Source organism: Variovorax sp. 350MFTsu5.1 (genome assembly GCF_048302515.1).
Taxonomy (GTDB): Bacteria; Pseudomonadota; Gammaproteobacteria; order Burkholderiales; family Burkholderiaceae_C; genus Variovorax; species Variovorax guangxiensis.
This window is the reverse complement of the sequence record NZ_CP157620.1, coordinates 6,149,143-6,167,041: the sequence shown is the minus strand read 5'-3', so window position 1 is coordinate 6,167,041 and position 17,899 is coordinate 6,149,143. Positions and strand designations below refer to the sequence as shown.

General features: G+C 61.2%; 10 protein-coding genes, 2 tRNA genes and 3 rRNA genes. 8 read left to right on the top strand and 7 right to left on the bottom strand.

Going from position 1 to position 17,899, the window contains the following annotated elements; all coding sequences use genetic code 11:
• Positions 1-24: 24 nt before the first annotated feature.
• Complete coding sequence (locus ABL843_RS28005; RefSeq protein WP_418118092.1) at positions 25-954, top strand: copper chaperone PCu(A)C; 930 nt, start codon at positions 25-27, stop codon at positions 952-954.
• A gap of 18 nt (positions 955-972) precedes the next feature.
• Here the strand turns inward: ABL843_RS28005 and ABL843_RS28000 are convergent, their stop codons facing one another.
• Positions 973-2,685 (bottom strand): phospholipase D family protein, encoded by a 1,713-nt coding sequence (locus ABL843_RS28000; protein WP_418118091.1) that lies wholly within the window; start codon positions 2,683-2,685, stop codon positions 973-975.
• Positions 2,686-2,769: 84 nt separating this feature from the next.
• Positions 2,770-4,674 carry an ATP-binding cassette domain-containing protein gene (locus tag ABL843_RS27995; protein WP_418118090.1) on the bottom strand — a complete coding sequence of 635 codons (1,905 nt, stop codon included), beginning with the start codon at positions 4,672-4,674 and terminating at the stop codon, positions 2,770-2,772.
• A gap of 729 nt (positions 4,675-5,403) precedes the next feature.
• Here ABL843_RS27995 and ABL843_RS27990 point away from each other — a divergent pair.
• The 5 genes from ABL843_RS27990 (at position 5,404) to rrf (ending at position 10,627) form a co-directional block, all read left to right on the top strand.
• Positions 5,404-6,938, top strand: a 16S ribosomal RNA gene (locus tag ABL843_RS27990).
• Between the two features lie 79 nt (positions 6,939-7,017).
• Positions 7,018-7,094: transfer RNA gene (locus ABL843_RS27985), tRNA-Ile, on the top strand.
• 29 nt (positions 7,095-7,123) lie between these two features.
• A tRNA-Ala gene (locus ABL843_RS27980) sits at positions 7,124-7,199 on the top strand.
• Between the two features lie 316 nt (positions 7,200-7,515).
• A 23S ribosomal RNA gene (locus ABL843_RS27975) occupies positions 7,516-10,386 on the top strand.
• A gap of 128 nt (positions 10,387-10,514) precedes the next feature.
• Positions 10,515-10,627 (top strand): 5S ribosomal RNA (rrf, locus tag ABL843_RS27970).
• The 16S, 23S and 5S rRNA genes sit together here with 2 tRNA genes alongside, the layout of an rRNA operon.
• A 147-nt stretch (positions 10,628-10,774) precedes the next feature.
• Here the strand turns inward: rrf and ABL843_RS27965 are convergent.
• The 5 genes from ABL843_RS27965 to hppD form a co-directional block, all read right to left on the bottom strand.
• Positions 10,775-11,707 (bottom strand): MBL fold metallo-hydrolase, encoded by a 933-nt coding sequence (locus tag ABL843_RS27965; protein WP_418118089.1) that lies wholly within the window; start codon positions 11,705-11,707, stop codon positions 10,775-10,777.
• A 6-nt stretch (positions 11,708-11,713) separates the two neighbouring features.
• Positions 11,714-13,411, bottom strand: a complete 1,698-nt coding sequence (locus ABL843_RS27960) for an AMP-binding protein (protein ID WP_418118087.1) — start codon at positions 13,409-13,411, stop codon at positions 11,714-11,716.
• A gap of 124 nt (positions 13,412-13,535) precedes the next feature.
• Complete coding sequence (gene phhA / locus ABL843_RS27955; RefSeq protein WP_418118086.1) at positions 13,536-14,411, bottom strand: phenylalanine 4-monooxygenase; 876 nt, start codon at positions 14,409-14,411, stop codon at positions 13,536-13,538.
• Between the two features lie 28 nt (positions 14,412-14,439).
• The gene (locus ABL843_RS27950) at positions 14,440-15,249 is read right to left on the bottom strand and encodes a transporter substrate-binding domain-containing protein (protein WP_418118085.1); all 810 of its coding nucleotides are present in this window, start codon (positions 15,247-15,249) and stop codon (positions 14,440-14,442) included.
• Positions 15,250-15,284: 35 nt separating this feature from the next.
• Positions 15,285-16,412, bottom strand: coding sequence for a 4-hydroxyphenylpyruvate dioxygenase (gene hppD / locus ABL843_RS27945; RefSeq protein ID WP_184640941.1), 1,128 nt, complete (start codon positions 16,410-16,412; stop codon positions 15,285-15,287).
• Positions 16,413-16,568: 156 nt separating this feature from the next.
• On the opposite strand from hppD, the gene ABL843_RS27940 reads away from it, so the two are divergent.
• Both ABL843_RS27940 and ABL843_RS27935 read left to right on the top strand, forming a co-directional pair.
• Positions 16,569-17,042 (top strand): Lrp/AsnC family transcriptional regulator, encoded by a 474-nt coding sequence (locus ABL843_RS27940; protein ID WP_019658474.1) that lies wholly within the window; start codon positions 16,569-16,571, stop codon positions 17,040-17,042.
• A 109-nt stretch (positions 17,043-17,151) separates the two neighbouring features.
• Positions 17,152-17,880, top strand: a complete 729-nt coding sequence (locus ABL843_RS27935; RefSeq protein ID WP_126023799.1) for a GNAT family N-acetyltransferase — start codon at positions 17,152-17,154, stop codon at positions 17,878-17,880.
• Positions 17,881-17,899: the final 19 nt, after the last annotated feature.

Below are 17,899 nucleotides of genomic sequence, written 5' to 3'. Positions count from 1 at the left end.
TTCCAACCGCAAGGACCAAACGACATGAACAAAACGACTTCGATGGCCATCCTCAGGACCACCGCCGCATGCGCCATGCTGGCCGGCATGGGCGCCGCGGTGGCGCACGTCACCCTGCGCCCGGGCGGCGTGACCGTCGGCAGCGACTACGACGCCGCCTTCCGCGTCGGCCACGCCTGCGAAGGCGCCAAGGCCACCACCGGCCTGGCCGTGCGCCTGCCCAGGGGCTTCATCCTGAGCGACGCCCAGGCGCGCAAGGGCTGGAAGCTCGACGTGCACAAGGGCGCCAAGGACGGCGAAGGCGAGGTCCGCTGGACCGCCGAGACGCCCGGGAACGCGCTGCCCGGCAGCGAGCGCGCCGAGTTCGTGCTGCGCGGCAAGGTGCCCGCCACGCCGGGCACGCTGTGGTTCAAGGTGCTTCAGACCTGCGACGTGGGCGCTGCCGACTGGGCCGAGGTGCCGGCCTCGGGCAGCTCCACCGCCGGCCTGAAGAGCCCGGCCGCGAAGCTCAACGTGGTGGCGCAGGGCGTGGCCACGGTCGACGTGCGCGACGGCTGGGTGCGCCAGTCGGTGCCGGGCCAGAGCGGCACCGGCGCCTTCATGAAGCTGACCTCACCCACCGGCGCGAAGCTGGTGGGCATCTCCACGCCGGCCGCCGGTGTCGCCGAAGTGCACGAGATGAAGATGGAGGGCGACACCATGAAGATGCGCGAGCTCTCGGCCGGCCTCGACCTGCCCGCGGGCCAGACCGTCGAGCTCAAGCCCGGCGGCTACCACGTGATGATGATGGACCTGAAGGGCGCGCTGGCGAAAGGCGCGACCGTGCCGATGACGCTGACTTTCCAGGACGCCAAGGGCGCCAAGACCACGCTCGACGTGACGCTGCCCGTGGGTGCGCCCGAAGGCGCGGATGCCGGCGGCGCGGCCGGTGCGGCGCACCAGCACAAGCACTGACCGGTGCCGCTTCCGCTCTCAGAGCAGCTGGTCGGGCGCCAGCGGCCCGAAGAGCTTGAGCATCAGCCGCAGCATGGCGCCGGCGTCGGGCTCGGTGGTGGCGTCCTTCAGGCCGCTGCCCTGGGGAGCGCGCCACACCAGCGAGCCGTCGACCAGCTCGACGCGCCATGAGCGCTCGCGCATGCCGCGCTCGATCTGCTCGGTGGCGGCGCGCGAGAGCTCGTTACTGCGGATCAGCAGTGCGATCTCGGTGTTCTGCAGCTGGGAGCGCAGGTCGAGGTTCATCGAGCCCACCACCAGCAGCCGGCCGTCCATCACCAACACCTTGGAGTGCAGCATCGCGCGCGATTCGCCGGGGGCACTGCTGCCGCCCGAGGAACCGAAGACATTGCCGAAGCTCGCCTGCTCGCTGCGCAGTTCGTAGAGCTCGATGCCCATCTTCAGCAGTTTCTCGCGGTGGCGCGCGTAGCCCACGTGCGCCACCGGCGCGTCGTTGGAGGCCAGCGAGTTGGTCAGCACGCGGATGCGCACGTTGCGGGCGCGGGCCGTGGAGAAGGCCTGCAGCATGTCCTTTCCGGGCACGAAGTAGGGCGAGATGATGGTCAGGTCGGTTCGTGCCTGGCCGATGAGCTGCAGCAGTCCCTCGACCACGGTGTCGCCGCTGGCTGCGATGTCGGAGGCGGCTTCCAGCGAGGCCGGGCCGCGAGAACTTCCGGCCTTGTCGTCGGGACGGCTGACCACCAGGCCCGGAGCCTTCGCGTTGCCGGGGCCGGAGTCGGCGGGAATCTTGCCGGGCTTGTCGGCCAGCATCACGGCCGGCGCCCAGACGAAGGTGGCTGTGCGCAGGTCGAGCGGCTTCTCGTCCCAGGCTCGGGCGCGCTGTTCGGCTGTGGGCGTTCCGGCGCCTCCTTCCTGCTGGCGGGCCGATTCCTCGGCCAGTTCCTGGGCGGCCCTTTTCGCGCGGTCGCGCATGGCCTGCAGCTCCTCGCGGGTGACCAGCGACTGCACCGGGTAGGCGCGCTCGTTGTTCCAGTAGCTGTCGAAGCTGCGCGACAGGTCCTGCACGATGGGGCCGGCGGCCAGCACGTCGACATCGACGAAGTTGCCATTGGTCGCGTTGCCGAAGTAGGCGTCGCCCAGGTTGCGCCCGCCTGTCACGCCCAGCACGTTGTCGGCCAGGAACAGCTTGTTGTGCATCCGCTGCTGGATGCGCGAGGCGTCGTCGATCGAGTTGAGCAGGCGGCTGAAGGTGGAATCGCGCGAACCCGCGAGCGGGTTGAACAGCCGCATCTGGATGTTGGGAATGAAGGCCAGGCCGAGCACCAGCGCGTCGCGGCCGGTGGAGTGGAAGTCGTCGAGCAGCACGCGCACCCGCACGCCGCGCTCGGCGGCCGCGCGCAGGCCGCGCACCAGGCGGCCGGTGCTGGCGTCGGCGTGGATCGCGTAGTACTGGAGGTCCAGCGTCTTCTGTGCGCCTTCGATCAGCGCGAGGCGGCTGCCGTAGGCCGCCTGCGGGCCACCCAGCAGAAGGAAGCCGGATTCGTAGCGGGCCTTTTCGGCCTGCCGGCGCTGCTGCACCAGGTCGGCCAGCGCGGTGCCGGTGGCCGGCGCGGCGATGGCGGTCGAAACGGGGCGATCGACGTTCTGCGGCAGTTGCGCGCAGGCGCCGAGGGTCAGCAGCGCCAGCAGTGCCGTCGACCGGCGGAAGAACGTCTGAAAGGATGAAGGCATGCGGCTTTCCCGGGCTTGGAGGGGTGCCGCATATATAGCCTAGTCGGCGCCCGCCGCGCGTCGGACGGCAGGCGCGCCTGGCTGTCAGCGTCCGGCGGAGAGTTCTTCCTGGCGCTCCATGGCGGCCAGCAGTTCATCGTCGATCTTGGCGTGGCGCTCCGCCAGCTCGGCTGCGCGCGAGGAATCGGTGGCGTAGATGGCGCCGCCGTCCAGCTCGAGCAACTCGGTGATGCGCTGCTGCTCGGTCTCGAGGGCCGCGATCTGGGCGGGGAGCGCGTCCAGTTCACGCTGCTCCTTGTAAGAGAGTTTCTTGCGCAGGCCTGGCGCCACCTTCGGAGCGGGCACTTCCGCCGCAGGGGCGGGAGCCGCGGCCGGTGCGGCTGCCGCTGCCGCGGCAAGGCGCTGCTCGGCAATCTCGCGGGCGCGCTTGGACTGCGTCAGCCAGTCCTGAACGCTGCCTTCGTACTCGCGCCAGCGGCCGTCGCCCTCGTACGCGATGGTGCTGGTGACCACGTTGTCGAGGAAGGTGCGGTCGTGGCTCACGAGGAACACGGTGCCGTCGTAGTCCTGCAGCAGGTTCTCGAGAAGCTCGAGGGTGTCGATGTCGAGGTCGTTGGTCGGCTCGTCGAGCACCAGCACATTGGCCGGACGCGCGAACAGGCGCGCCAGCAGCAGCCGGTTGCGCTCGCCGCCGCTGAGCGAGCGCACGGGCGAGTTGGCGCGCGCCGGGGAGAAGAGGAAGTCGGAGAGATAGCTCTTGACGTGCTTCTTCTGGGTGCCGATCTCGATCCACTCGCTGCCGGGGCTGATGAAATCTTCCAGCGTGGCGTCGAGGTCGAGCTTGTCGCGCATCTGGTCGAAGTACGCCACCTGCAGGTTGGTGCCTCGGCGGATCTTGCCGCTGTCGGGCTCGAGCTCGCCGAGGATCAGCTTCAGCAGGGTGGTCTTGCCGGCGCCGTTGGGGCCGAGCAGGCCGACCTTGTCGCCGCGCAGGATGGTGCCGCTGAACTTGCGGATCACGGTCTTGTCGCCGAAGGACTTGGTGGCGTCGGTGAGCTCGGCCACGATCTTGCCGCTGGCCTGGCCCGAGGCCACGTCCATGTTGACGCTGCCTTGCACGTTCCGGCGGGCGGCGTGGCTGGCACGCAGCTCCTGCAGGCGGGTGATGCGGCTCTGGCTGCGGGTGCGGCGGGCTTCCACGCCCTTGCGGATCCAGATTTCCTCCTGGGCCAGCAGCTTGTCGGCCTTGGCGTTGATCACCGCCTCCTGGGCGAGCTGCTCTTCCTTCTGGGCGAGGTACTGCTCGAAATTTCCGGGGTAGGAGCCGAGCTTGCCCCGGTCGAGCTCGACGATGCGGGTGGCGACGCGGTTCAGGAAGCTGCGGTCATGGGTGACGGTGACGACGCTGCCCTTAAAGTCGATCAGCAGCTGCTCGAGCCATTCGATGGAGTCAAGGTCCAGGTGGTTTGTGGGCTCGTCGAGCAAAAGGACGTCCGGAGCCGCCACGAGAGCCTGGGCGAGGGCCACGCGCTTGCGGGTGCCGCCTGAGAGAGAGCCGACGCGGGCGTTGCGGTCGAGGTGCAGGCGGTGCAGCGTCTCCTCGACGCGCTGCTCCCAGTTCCAGGCGTCGAAGGCCTCGATCTGGGACTGGAGCGCGTCGAGGTCGAGGCCGTCGGTGCCGGAGAGATAGAGATCGCGCAGCGCGATGACCGGGGCCAGGCCCTGGCTGGCGGCGGTGAAAACGTCCGCATCCAAGTCGAGCGCAGGCTCCTGGGCGACGTAGGCCACGCGAAGGTTCTGCTGCAGCTGAAGGGTGCCGTCGTCGGTCTTCTCCAGGCCGCCCAGTATCTTGAGCAGGGAGGACTTGCCCGCGCCGTTGCGGCCGATCAGGCCGATGCGCTCCGATTCCATAAGAGAGAAGTCCGCATGATCCAGCAGCGGGACGTGACCGAACGCGAGCTGCGCGTCGAGGAGTGTGATGAGTGCCATGTGGCGCGGATTATCGGAGGACGGGATGCCGAGCCGTCCTGGGGAGTTCTTCCTCCATATAGATAGAGCAGAGAAGAGCCCGCTGCGACGCCGATCCAAGATTCTTTCACGAGCGTCTTGCGCAAGCCCAAATCTGTCATATACTAGTGGGCTTCGCTGCTGAATGCCTCCTGGTGTTCAGGTCTTGCAGGTTCTTAGGGGCTGGTTGGATGGGGTGAAGAAAAGTCTTCGAAAAAAGTTGACGCGGTTTGAAAAAACAGTGCATAATCGAAGGCTTCGCTGAAACGAACTGCTTCGGCGACTTGCGATGAGAGTTGCGGGTTGCGAGAAAAGTTGGCGGATGCGAAAAGCCAAAATGGTTTGGTTGATTTGAAAAAATCGTGCTAGACTGCAAGGCTGCGCTGAAATGACTTCGGCGGCTGACAATGAGAGTTGTGAGCTGCGAATAACGAAGAAATGGAAAGCGAAAAAAGTTTGGCGATTCTTTAAAAATCGTGCTAGACTACAAGGCTTCGCTGATCGCAGCAAGCAAACGAAGTAAACGACAAGTTGCTTCGGTGATCGTTAAAAAATTACAGCCGATAAGCGTGGGCGTTTGAAGGTAATTGCACAAGTTCTTCGGAACAAGTCGCAAGACTTAAAACGCTCATGAGAATAGAAGTGAAGTTCACTTCAATTCCGTTTTTGTGAGTTTTGCTCCATCGCGAGATGGGGCGCAAAATCAAGATCGAACTATAGAGTTTGATCCTGGCTCAGATTGAACGCTGGCGGCATGCCTTACACATGCAAGTCGAACGGCAGCGCGGGAGCAATCCTGGCGGCGAGTGGCGAACGGGTGAGTAATACATCGGAACGTGCCCAATCGTGGGGGATAACGCAGCGAAAGCTGTGCTAATACCGCATACGATCTACGGATGAAAGCAGGGGATCGCAAGACCTTGCGCGAATGGAGCGGCCGATGGCAGATTAGGTAGTTGGTGAGGTAAAGGCTCACCAAGCCTTCGATCTGTAGCTGGTCTGAGAGGACGACCAGCCACACTGGGACTGAGACACGGCCCAGACTCCTACGGGAGGCAGCAGTGGGGAATTTTGGACAATGGGCGCAAGCCTGATCCAGCCATGCCGCGTGCAGGATGAAGGCCTTCGGGTTGTAAACTGCTTTTGTACGGAACGAAACGGCTCTTTCTAATAAAGAGGGCTAATGACGGTACCGTAAGAATAAGCACCGGCTAACTACGTGCCAGCAGCCGCGGTAATACGTAGGGTGCAAGCGTTAATCGGAATTACTGGGCGTAAAGCGTGCGCAGGCGGTGATGTAAGACAGTTGTGAAATCCCCGGGCTCAACCTGGGAACTGCATCTGTGACTGCATTGCTGGAGTACGGCAGAGGGGGATGGAATTCCGCGTGTAGCAGTGAAATGCGTAGATATGCGGAGGAACACCGATGGCGAAGGCAATCCCCTGGGCCTGTACTGACGCTCATGCACGAAAGCGTGGGGAGCAAACAGGATTAGATACCCTGGTAGTCCACGCCCTAAACGATGTCAACTGGTTGTTGGGTCTTCACTGACTCAGTAACGAAGCTAACGCGTGAAGTTGACCGCCTGGGGAGTACGGCCGCAAGGTTGAAACTCAAAGGAATTGACGGGGACCCGCACAAGCGGTGGATGATGTGGTTTAATTCGATGCAACGCGAAAAACCTTACCCACCTTTGACATGTACGGAATTTGCCAGAGATGGCTTAGTGCTCGAAAGAGAGCCGTAACACAGGTGCTGCATGGCTGTCGTCAGCTCGTGTCGTGAGATGTTGGGTTAAGTCCCGCAACGAGCGCAACCCTTGTCATTAGTTGCTACATTCAGTTGGGCACTCTAATGAGACTGCCGGTGACAAACCGGAGGAAGGTGGGGATGACGTCAAGTCCTCATGGCCCTTATAGGTGGGGCTACACACGTCATACAATGGCTGGTACAAAGGGTTGCCAACCCGCGAGGGGGAGCTAATCCCATAAAACCAGTCGTAGTCCGGATCGCAGTCTGCAACTCGACTGCGTGAAGTCGGAATCGCTAGTAATCGTGGATCAGAATGTCACGGTGAATACGTTCCCGGGTCTTGTACACACCGCCCGTCACACCATGGGAGCGGGTTCTGCCAGAAGTAGTTAGCTTAACCGCAAGGAGGGCGATTACCACGGCAGGGTTCGTGACTGGGGTGAAGTCGTAACAAGGTAGCCGTATCGGAAGGTGCGGCTGGATCACCTCCTTTCTGGAAACAGGCAATTTAATTTAAACGCCCACACTTATCGGTTGTTGGAAGAAGTCGAGATCGTCAAGGTCATCGATATGGGTCTGTAGCTCAGCTGGTTAGAGCACCGTCTTGATAAGGCGGGGGTCGTTGGTTCGAGCCCAACTAGACCCACCAAATCTTCTGATATCTCGTGTGAGAGTTGAGGGGGATTAGCTCAGCTGGGAGAGCACCTGCTTTGCAAGCAGGGGGTCGTCGGTTCGATCCCGTCATCCTCCACCAACAACTCGATGCTTACTCAACACCAAAGCGGCTTCCTGCGAAAGCATGAGGCTTCTTTGTTGTTGATCAGGATCTCTTGATCAATCGGCTGTTCTTTAAAAATTCATAGAGTCGAATCAGCGCTGCTGATGGAAACCGTACATTCGTAAAGGTTTAGTGCGGACCGTGCCATCAGCAGCAAGAATTTTTGATTGCGTCAAAAGAAACTTCAATTTCGAATCAAATCGATTTTTGAAGACGGCATAACGCGTCAGGTGAAAGACCTGGCAATTCCTTGATTGACTTTGGTTTCCGTGAGGAAACGTCAAAGTTATAGGGTCAAGTGAATAAGAGCACGTGGTGGATGCCTTGGCAATGATAGGCGACGAAGGACGTGATAGCCTGCGATAAGCTTCGGGGAGCTGGCAAATTAGCTTTGATCCGGAGATTTCCGAATGGGGAAACCCACCGAAAGGTATCGTTATCTGAATACATAGGGTAACGAGGCGAACCGGGTGAACTGAAACATCTCAGTAGCTCGAGGAAAAGACATCAACCGAGATTCCGAAAGTAGTGGCGAGCGAAATCGGAGAAGCCTGTTAGTGATAGCACAAGACATAACGGAACAGCTTGGAAAGGCTGGCCATAGCGGGTGATAGCCCCGTACGTGAAATGACCTGTGTGGTACTGAGCTAACGACAAGTAGGGCGGGACACGAGAAATCCTGTCTGAATATGGGGGGACCATCCTCCAAGGCTAAATACTCATCATTGACCGATAGTGAACTAGTACCGTGAGGGAAAGGCGAAAAGAACCCCGGGAGGGGAGTGAAATAGATCCTGAAACCGCGTGCTTACAAAAAGTAGGAGCCCGCAAGGGTGACTGCGTACCTTTTGTATAATGGGTCAGCGACTTACATTCAGTGGCAAGGTTAACCGAATAGGGAAGCCGTAGAGAAATCGAGTCCGAATAGGGCGATCAGTCGCTGGGTGTAGACCCGAAACCAAGTGATCTATCCATGGCCAGGATGAAGGTGCCGTAACAGGTACTGGAGGTCCGAACCGACTAGTGTTGCAAAACTAGCGGATGAGCTGTGGATAGGGGTGAAAGGCTAAACAAACTTGGAAATAGCTGGTTCTCTCCGAAAACTATTTAGGTAGTGCCTCAAGTATTACCTTCGGGGGTAGAGCACTGTTTTGGCTAGGGGGTCATGGCGACTTACCAAACCAAGGCAAACTCCGAATACCGAAGAGTACAGCTTGGGAGACAGAGCACCGGGTGCTAACGTCCGGACTCAAGAGGGAAACAACCCAGACCGCCAGCTAAGGTCCCTAAAATTGGCTAAGTGGGAAACGAAGTGGGAAGGCTAAAACAGTCAGGATGTTGGCTTAGAAGCAGCCATCATTTAAAGAAAGCGTAATAGCTCACTGATCGAGTCGTCCTGCGCGGAAGATGTAACGGGGCTAAGCCAGTTACCGAAGCTGCGGATTTGCAATTTATTGCAAGTGGTAGGAGAGCGTTCTGTAAGCCTGTGAAGGTGCGTTGTAAAGCGTGCTGGAGGTATCAGAAGTGCGAATGCTGACATGAGTAGCGTTAAAGGGGGTGAAAAGCCCCCTCGCCGTAAGCGCAAGGTTTTCTACGCAACGTTCATCGGCGTAGAGTGAGTCGGCCCCTAAGGCGAGGCAGAGATGCGTAGCTGATGGGAAACAGGTCAATATTCCTGTACCGATTGTTAGTGCGATGTGGGGACGGATCTTAATAGGTCATCCGGGTGTTGGATATCCCGGTTTAGATGGATGTAGGCGTGCATTAGGCAAATCCGGTGCACATATACCGAGGCCATCGATCGAGCCAGCTTGCTGGTGAAGTGATTGAACGAGGTTCCAGGAAAAGCCACTAAGCTTCAGCTAACAACGACCGTACCGCAAACCGACACTGGTGCGCGAGATGAGTATTCTAAGGCGCTTGAGAGAACTCAGGAGAAGGAACTCGGCAAATTGACACCGTAACTTCGGAAGAAGGTGTGCCCTATTAGTGTGAAGTGAACAACGGAGCATGAACGGGTTGCAAAAAATCGGTGGCTGCGACTGTTTATTAAAAACACAGCACTCTGCAAACACGAAAGTGGACGTATAGGGTGTGACGCCTGCCCGGTGCTGGAAGATTAAATGATGGGGTGCAAGCTCTTGATTGAAGTCCCAGTAAACGGCGGCCGTAACTATAACGGTCCTAAGGTAGCGAAATTCCTTGTCGGGTAAGTTCCGACCTGCACGAATGGCGTAACGATGGCCACACTGTCTCCTCCTGAGACTCAGCGAAGTTGAAATGTTTGTGATGATGCAATCTCCCCGCGGAAAGACGGAAAGACCCCATGAACCTTTACTGTAGCTTTGTATTGGACTTTGAACAGATCTGTGTAGGATAGGTGGGAGGCTTTGAAGCAGGGTCGCTAGATCTTGTGGAGCCAACGTTGAAATACCACCCTGGTGTGTTTGAGGTTCTAACCTAGGTCCATTATCTGGATCGGGGACAGTGCATGGTAGGCAGTTTGACTGGGGCGGTCTCCTCCCAAAGCGTAACGGAGGAGTTCGAAGGTACGCTAGTTACGGTCGGACATCGTGACGATAGTGCAATGGCATAAGCGTGCTTAACTGCGAGACTGACAAGTCGAGCAGATGCGAAAGCAGGACATAGTGATCCGGTGGTTCTGTATGGAAGGGCCATCGCTCAACGGATAAAAGGTACTCTGGGGATAACAGGCTGATACCGCCCAAGAGTTCATATCGACGGCGGTGTTTGGCACCTCGATGTCGGCTCATCTCATCCTGGGGCTGTAGCCGGTCCCAAGGGTATGGCTGTTCGCCATTTAAAGAGGTACGTGAGCTGGGTTTAAAACGTCGTGAGACAGTTTGGTCCCTATCTTCCGTGGGCGCTGCAGATTTGAGGAAGCCTGCTCCTAGTACGAGAGGACCGGAGTGGACACACCTCTGGTGTATCGGTTGTCACGCCAGTGGCATTGCCGAGTAGCTAAGTGTGGAAGAGATAACCGCTGAAAGCATCTAAGCGGGAAACTCGTTTCAAGATGAGATCTGCCGGGGCCTTGAGCCCCCTGAAGAGTCGTTCAAGACCAGGACGTTGATAGGTCAGGTGTGGAAGCGCAGTAATGCGTTAAGCTAACTGATACTAATTGCTCGTGCGGCTTGACCCTATAACTTTGATCAGTCAGATCAAGGTGTTATGCCAAGTTGACGCATTCAAAACAATTCGCCAAAAACTGATTCCAAACTCTATGAATTCGTCTGATTGATCACGTGATCAGCCAGACAACCCTTTATGCCTGATGACCATAGCGAGTTGGTCCCACTCCTTCCCATCCCGAACAGGACAGTGAAACGACTCAGCGCCGATGATAGTGCGGGTTCCCGTGTGAAAGTAGGTCATCGTCAGGCTCTTACAGCCCCAAAAACCCCCGGTCCATCGCGATCGGGGGTTTTTGCTTTGTTGCACAGCACAAACAAGAAAAAACGCCAGGAGACGGTTTAGATGCTCCGAGAGCGCCAAAAGTGAAGCAAAACGCTTGGCGCTGGGTACACCAATTACCGATTGCTGATATCTGTGTGGCTCGCTTCGGCCGCGCCAGCGCTGACCAACTCCGCCAAGATATCGCCAGTCAGCCGATCCAACTCGACATCACTGAAAAAGCGTGATCGGATCGCCTCGAGATAGGGCGTGCCGTGCAACCAGGCATTCCATCCGGCTGTCGAGATGGTCTGCACTTCCAGCAACTTGAACTTCATCAAGACCTTGATGGCATGCCGCGCATGCTTGGCCGGATCGCGCATCAATTTCTCCAGGCGCTGACGCGCAACAGCCAGCGCTTTCCCAACATCGTCGAACACAACTCCGTGCCCCGGAATCACTCGTTCCGGTGCCAGCTTCTCGATCAGATCCAAGGTCGCTCCTATTTCTCCGAACGACGGCTCCCCCGCCAGTTCTGGAAACGCGATACCGAACCCGTTCTCCCACAGCGCATCCGCCGATATCAACGTGCGCGACTGCTCATCGAACAAGATGACCGAGTGAGGATCGTGCCCCGGTGCCGCGTGCACCTGCCACGGCCTGCCGCCAAGCACGCAATCGCTACCCGGCAGCAGCAGCGTTGTGAATCGGAACCTGGGACAAGTCTGCCCGGTAGCCAGAAAACTCAGCCCCCCCTGGTCCCAGCTCTCCACAAATGCAGCTTCCCCCGGCGGAATCTCGGTGCGAACCGTCGGATATCGCAACTGCAGCGCAGCATTCCCCCCGCAGTGGTCACTGTGCAGATGCGTATTCAGAATTCGGTCGAGCGGTCGCTCTCCCAGTACCGACTCGACCAGCGCCAAGGTCTGCTCGGCGTGCGTCGCGTACCCCGTGTCGACCAGCGCAGTCTCTTTGCCGGCCACGAACAGCACGTTGTTCGAAGACAACCACCCGCACTCGAACACGATGACACCTGTCGGCAGCCCTGCGCTCGCCGACGAATGACTCATCGCCGCTCAGGCTCCCGCGTTGACGCGAAGCTCGCGCCGCAGGATCTTCCCGACATTGGTCTTCGGCAGCGACTCCCGAAATTCGATGTGTTTCGGCCGCTTGTAGCCCGTGAGCTGCGAGTGGCAATACTGCAGCACCGCATCCTCGGTCAGCGCCGGATCCCTGCGGACCACGAAGACCTTGATGGCTTCGCCCTGCTTCTCATCGGGCACGCCCACCGCCGCGCACTCCACCACTCCCGGGCACAGCGAGATCACGTTCTCCAGTTCGTTCGGGAACACGTTGAAGCCGCTCACCAGGATCATGTCCTTCTTGCGGTCGACGATGCGGCTGTACCCGTCTTCCTGCATCACCGCGATGTCGCCGGTGCGCATGAAGCCATCGGCAGTGAAAGCCGCGGCAGTCTCGGCCGGCTGGTTGTAGTAGCCCGTCATCACGTTTGGCCCCTTGATGCAGAGCTCCCCGGCCTGGCCGACGGGCAGCGAGTTTCCATCGTCATCCTTGATGGCGATCTCGATGCTGGGCAGCGGCAGCCCGATCGTCCCGGTGAACTCGGTATTCGATACTGGGTTGTTGGTCCCGATCGCGCAGGTCTCGCTCATGCCCCAGCCTTCGATCATCGGGCAGCCCGTGGCCTCGAACCACTTGCGCGCCGTGCCTTCCGAGGCGGCCATGCCGCCCGCCTGCGAGACGAACAGCGTCGAGAAGTCGATCGACTTGAACTCCGGATGCATCAGCAGCGCATTGAACAAGGTGTTCACCGCGGGCAGCATGTGGAAGGGCCGCTTCTTCAGCACCGCGATGAACTTGTTGAAGTCCCGTGGATTCGGGATCAGCGTCATGTGCGAGCCCTGGCGGATCACCAGCAGGCACAGCGTCAGCGCGAAGATGTGATAAAGCGGCAGCGCCGCGATACTGTTGACCTTCGCCAGGTCACCCGCGCGCGACAGTGCCGGCGTGAACCAGGCCTCGGCCTGCAGCGTGGCCGCGACGATGTTGCGGTGGGTCAGCACCGCGCCCTTCGACAAGCCGGTCGTGCCACCCGTGTATTGCAGGAAAGCGATCGAATCGAGCGTGCTCTGGTCAGGCCCCAGCGTACGGCCGCGTCCCTCGGCAATCGCCTGGCTGAACGGCGTCACGCTGCGCCCGTCGCTCAGCGGCAGCTTGTAAGCCGGCACGAGCTTCGCGAGGTGGCGCACGGCCATCGTGATCCACGCGCCGTACAGGCCGCCCAGCAGGTCACCCATCGAGGTCATGACCACGTGCTTCACCGGCGTGCGCTCGATCACCTTCTCGAGCGTGGACGCGAAGTTTTCAAGAATGACGATGGCCGTCGCGCCGGAGTCCTTCAGCTGGTGCTCCAGCTCCCGCGCCGTGTACAGCGGATTGACGTTGACGCACGTGTATCCCGCGCGCAGCACGCCGCACATGGTGACCGCGAACTGCGGGATGTTCGGCAGCATGATCGCCACCCGCGCACCTGGCTCCAGCCCGCGCGACTGCAGCCAGGCGCCCAGCGCCTTCGACAGCGCATCGAGCTCGCCGTAAGACATCCAGCGCTCCATGCAGACCGAGAAGGGCCTGTCGGCATAACGGGCAAAGGCCTCGTCGAACATCTGGGGCAACGAGCGGTACTGCTCCGGATGAATCTCGTGCGGCACGCCGGCCGGATAGTTCTGTCGCGCGGATGTGTTGGTCTGCATGCAAGCTCCTTTGGCGCGGATTGTGGAAGGCACCCTGCCTCCGCGACCAGCGGGCTTGTCCTAGGGAAGGGGTGTGCGCTGTCGCGCGCGCGATAGCTGCGCGTGCGAACAACCCTTCGAGCTTTCAGGCCTTGCCGGACTCGCCCGGCAGCAACACCCCGGCCTCGATGTCGGTCGCGACCTTCAGCGACTCGTACAGCGGCGTGAAATCGGGCTCCGTGAGGTCGAACAGCTGCCTGAAGCTGTCGATTACGAAGTAGTTGGCCTGGTAGGTGTCGATCTTGTAGCGCGTGCGCATGGTGCGCAGCAGGTCCAGCGGCAGGCGGCGCGGCTCGTCGCTGAGCACGGCGTGCCTGAGTTCGCCTACCGAGCTGAGGATGCCGGCGCCGTACGCGCGCAGGCCGTCCGGCTGGCGGATCAGGCCGAACTCCACCGTGTACCAGTAGAGCCGCGCGAGCTTCTCGCCCGCGCCGAGTTCGTGCGCCTTGATGCCGCCCTGGCCGTAGCGCTGCACGTAGTCGGCGAAGGTCGGGTCGAACAGCATCGGCACGTGGCCGAACAGGTCGTGGAACACGTCGGGCTCGACGATGTAGTCGAACTCCTCGGGCTTGCGGATCCAGTCCGTCACCGGAAACTTGCGGTTCGCCAGCAACGTGAAGAAGGGCTGCTCCGGAATCAGCCCAGGCACCGCCACGATCTCCCAGCCTGTCGCCTTGTGCAGCCGCTCGTTGAGCTCGTCGAAGCGCGGGATGCGGTCCTTCACGCCCAGCGAGGGCAGCGCATTGATGAAGGCGTCGCAGGCCAGGCCTGGCAGCTGCGCCACCTGCCGCTCGTAGAGGCGGCGGTAGGTGTCGTGGTCGGCCGGCGTGTAGCTGGCCCAGTCCTGCGGGCAGGTGTAGTCGGCCAGCACCGCGCCGCCGCGCGAGTAGTCGCCGCGCGGCGGGCGGTCGGAGGCGCCATAGACGGCTGGGGTGACAACTGCGGCGGCGGGGGAGTCCATGGAAAAAGCGATCTCGGAGGAGGAAGGTTTACTTGAGCCAGCGGTCCATCGTCCGCTGGAAGTCGCCGCCGGCTTGCTGCAGGTGCAGCCATTGGTCGACATACGACTTGAAGGCCACGTCGTCGCGCGGCAGCATCCAGGCCATTTCACCGTACTGCAGCGGCTTGTCGGGGTTGACCGCGCACAGGCCCGGCTTGAGCTTCTGCTGCGTGATGGCCTCGGCCGCCTCGGTGACGAACACGTCGGCGCGGTTGGCGAGGATCTCGTCGAAGATCGTCACGTTCTCGCCGTGCAGCGTGAGCTTGGCCTTCTTGAAGTTGGCGCGGGCGAATCGCTCGTTGCTGCCGCCCGGGTTGAAGATGACGCGCACCGACGGCTGGTCGATGGCCGCCACGCTCTGGTACTTCGACACGTCGGCGCAGCGCGCGATGGGCGTCTTGCCATTGACCATGTAGGGTGCGCTGAAGAAGGCGCGCTTCTGCCGGTCGGTGGTGACCGACACGCCGCCTACGGCGATGTCGCACTTGCCGGCGGCCAGGTCGGGCAGCAGGTTGGCCCAGGTGGTCTTGACCCACTCGGGCTTCGCGCCGAGGCTGGCGCTGAAGCCGGTCATCAGGTCGACGTCGATGCCCTCGAATGCGCCGTCGGGCTTCTGGAAGCTGAAGGGCTTGTAGTCGCCCGGGGTGCAGATGCGCAGTACCGCGGCCTTCTGCACCGTGTCCAGGTGCGAGGCCCCGGCCACCGGCACGGTGGCGGCCGGCGCCATGGCGCAGCCCGAAAGAAGGGCGGCTGCCGCCGCAATGAAGGTCAGACCGATCGAAGGCGTACAGCTGCGCATGCGTGCTCCAGAAGCGTGAATAAGGGATGGGGCCCTTATTTTGCGGCGCTCAGCACCCCGCGGCGCATCTGGTCGAGTTCGATGCTCTCGAACAGCGCCTTGAAGTTGCCGTTGCCGAAGCCGTCGTCGCCCTTGCGCTGGATGAACTCGAAGAAGATCGGGCCGAGCTGGTTCTCGCTGAAGATCTGCAGCAGCAGCGCGTCCTTCTTGCCGTCGATCAGGATCTTGCGCTTGTGCAGCTCCTCCACGCTTTCGCCGTGGCCGGGAATGCGCTTGTCGACCAGCTCGTAGTAGGTGTCGATGGTGTCCAGCAGCTTCACGCCGTTGGCGCGCAGGGCGTCGACGGTCTGGTACAGGTCGTCCGAGCCCATCGCGATGTGCTGGATGCCTTCGCCGTTGTACATGTCCAGGTACTCCTGGATCTGGCCGGCCTGCTCCTTGCCTTCCTCGTTGATCGGGATGCGGATCTTGCCGCAGGGGCTGGTCATGGCCTTGCTCTTCACGCCGGTGACCTGGCCTTCGATGTCGAAGTACTTCACTTCGCGGAAGTTGAACAGGCGCTCGTAGAACTCGGCCCACTCGTTCATGCGGCCGCGGTGCACGTTGTGCGTCAGGTGGTCGATGTAGGTCAGACCGTTGCCCACCGGGGCCAGCGCCTCTTCGGCCGTCAGGCCCGGCAGCGCCTCGAAGTCGACGTCGAAGAAGCCGATGTTGCCGATGTCGCCCGGCTTCGCGCCGTTCTTGCCGCGCCAGCGGTCGACCAGGTAGATCAGGCTGTCGCCGATGCCCTTGATGGCGGGAATGTTCAGCTCGCCCGGGCCGGCCTTGTCGGCGAAGCCCCAGGCGCCCAGCGAAATGGCGCGCTCGTAGGCGAACTTGGCGTCCTGCACGCGGAAGGCGATGGCGCAGACGCTGGGGCCATGCAGGCGCGCGAAGCGCTGCGCGAACGAATCGGGCTCGGCGTTGATGATGAAGTTGATCGTGCCCTGGCGGTACAGCAGCACATTCTTGTGGCGGTGCTTGGCCACGGCCTTGAAGCCCATGCGCTCGAACACCTTGCCCATGGCGGCCGGATCGGGTGCCGCGTACTCGATGAATTCGAAGCCGTCGGTGCCCATGGGGTTCTCCCAGGGCGTGAAGGCGGGGGCGTCGGCAAGGCTCATGTGCGGTCTCCGGTAGAGGTGGGGAATGGAACGGATCGAATGAAATGGGGCGCGAAATCGGCCGGTCATGCAATGTAGGGTGGATGCCTCTCAGGTTTTCTGCGTTTCCACGCGCTCATGGTGGCTCTTGCGCAGTAAAGCTGCAAGAATGGCGAAATGGAAGCACTGGACAAGATTGATCGGCTCATTTTGCGCACGCTGCAAGCAGATGGCCGCGCCACCTACGACCAGATCGCCGAGCAGGTGAGCCTGTCGCCCAGCGCCGTGCTGCGCCGGGTCAAGCGGCTGGAAGAGCATCGGGTGATCGACCGCTATGTGGCCCTGGTCCAGCCCGAAGCCGTCGGCCTGGGGCTGACCGCCTACCTCAACGTGCGGCTGGAAAAGCACACTGAGACCCACAAGCGCAACCCCATGGACCTGTTCCGCGCCAGCGTGCAGACCTGGCCCGAGGTAGTCGAATGTGCGGCTCTCACCGGCGACATGGACTACCTGCTGCGCGTGGTGGTGGCCGACATGGCTCACTACAGCCGCTTCATCATGGACACCCTGCTCAAGCACCCGAGCGTTGAAGACTGCAAGACCAGCTTCGTGCTCGACCGTGTCAAGGCCACAACAGCTGTGCCTGTTTAGCCACAATTTGGTTGCGATGGCGCCACACGTTCTGGTAAGGGGTCACGAATGTGTCCCCGGATTAACCTTGTGAACTTGTTGTTTAGGTGAAAACCCTTACATTGGAGCCATGCTTACCGCCAAGACCCTTCTCAAAGCGTCTCTCGGCATTGGCTCTTTCCTGAAGGCGCCAATGGTTGAGGCGCAACCACGCGCAGTCAGCGCGCCTCAACCGGTGATGGTGCCGATCCGCTCGATCGGCCCCCGCGAACGCGAGCGCATCGCCCGCCACCTGCTCGACCTCACTCCGCACGACCGCTACCTGCGCTTCGGCTACGCGGCGGCCGACGAGCAGATCCAGCGCTACGTCGACAGCCTCGATTTCGAGCGCGACGAGCTCTTCGGCATCTACAACCGCCGCCTCGACCTGATCGCGATGGCCCACCTGGCCTTCGCCCCCGGCGACCAGCACAGCGACTGCGCCGAGTTCGGCGTTTCCGTGTCGGCCCATGCCCGCGGGCGCGGCTACGGCGCCCGCCTCTTCGAGCGTGCGGTGGTCGTGGCGCGCAACGAAGGCGTGGGCATGCTCTTCATCCATGCGCTGAGCGAGAACGCCGCCATGCTGAAGATCGCCCGCAACGCCGGTGCCACCGTGGTGCGCAGCGGCTCGGAAGCCGAGGCTCATCTCGAACTGCCCAGCGCCACCTTCGACAGCCGCATGAGCGAGATCGCCCTGGAGCACTACGCCGCCGTCGACTTCGCGCTCAAAAGCCGCGCCAAGCAGTTCTGGGCCTTCCTGGCCAGCCTGCAGGAAGTGCGCAGCGGCATGCGCGACGCCCGGAAGAAGTCGGCGCCCTGAGCTCCGCGGCCCTGGCGGC

Bases quoted from the DNA above. Each gene is read 5' to 3' on its own strand.
- ABL843_RS28005 (WP_418118092.1), top strand. From the start codon at position 25: ATGAACAAAACGACTTCGATGGCCATCCTCAGGACCACCGCCGCATGC.
- ABL843_RS28000 (WP_418118091.1), bottom strand. From the start codon at position 2,685: ATGCCTTCATCCTTTCAGACGTTCTTCCGCCGGTCGACGGCACTGCTG.
- ABL843_RS27995 (WP_418118090.1), bottom strand. From the start codon at position 4,674: ATGGCACTCATCACACTCCTCGACGCGCAGCTCGCGTTCGGTCACGTC.
- ABL843_RS27965 (WP_418118089.1), bottom strand. From the start codon at position 11,707: ATGAGTCATTCGTCGGCGAGCGCAGGGCTGCCGACAGGTGTCATCGTG.
- ABL843_RS27960 (WP_418118087.1), bottom strand. From the start codon at position 13,411: ATGCAGACCAACACATCCGCGCGACAGAACTATCCGGCCGGCGTGCCG.
- phhA (WP_418118086.1), bottom strand. From the start codon at position 14,411: ATGGACTCCCCCGCCGCCGCAGTTGTCACCCCAGCCGTCTATGGCGCC.
- ABL843_RS27950 (WP_418118085.1), bottom strand. From the start codon at position 15,249: ATGCGCAGCTGTACGCCTTCGATCGGTCTGACCTTCATTGCGGCGGCA.
- hppD (WP_184640941.1), bottom strand. From the start codon at position 16,412: ATGAGCCTTGCCGACGCCCCCGCCTTCACGCCCTGGGAGAACCCCATG.
- ABL843_RS27940 (WP_019658474.1), top strand. From the start codon at position 16,569: ATGGAAGCACTGGACAAGATTGATCGGCTCATTTTGCGCACGCTGCAA.
- ABL843_RS27935 (WP_126023799.1), top strand. From the start codon at position 17,152: ATGCTTACCGCCAAGACCCTTCTCAAAGCGTCTCTCGGCATTGGCTCT.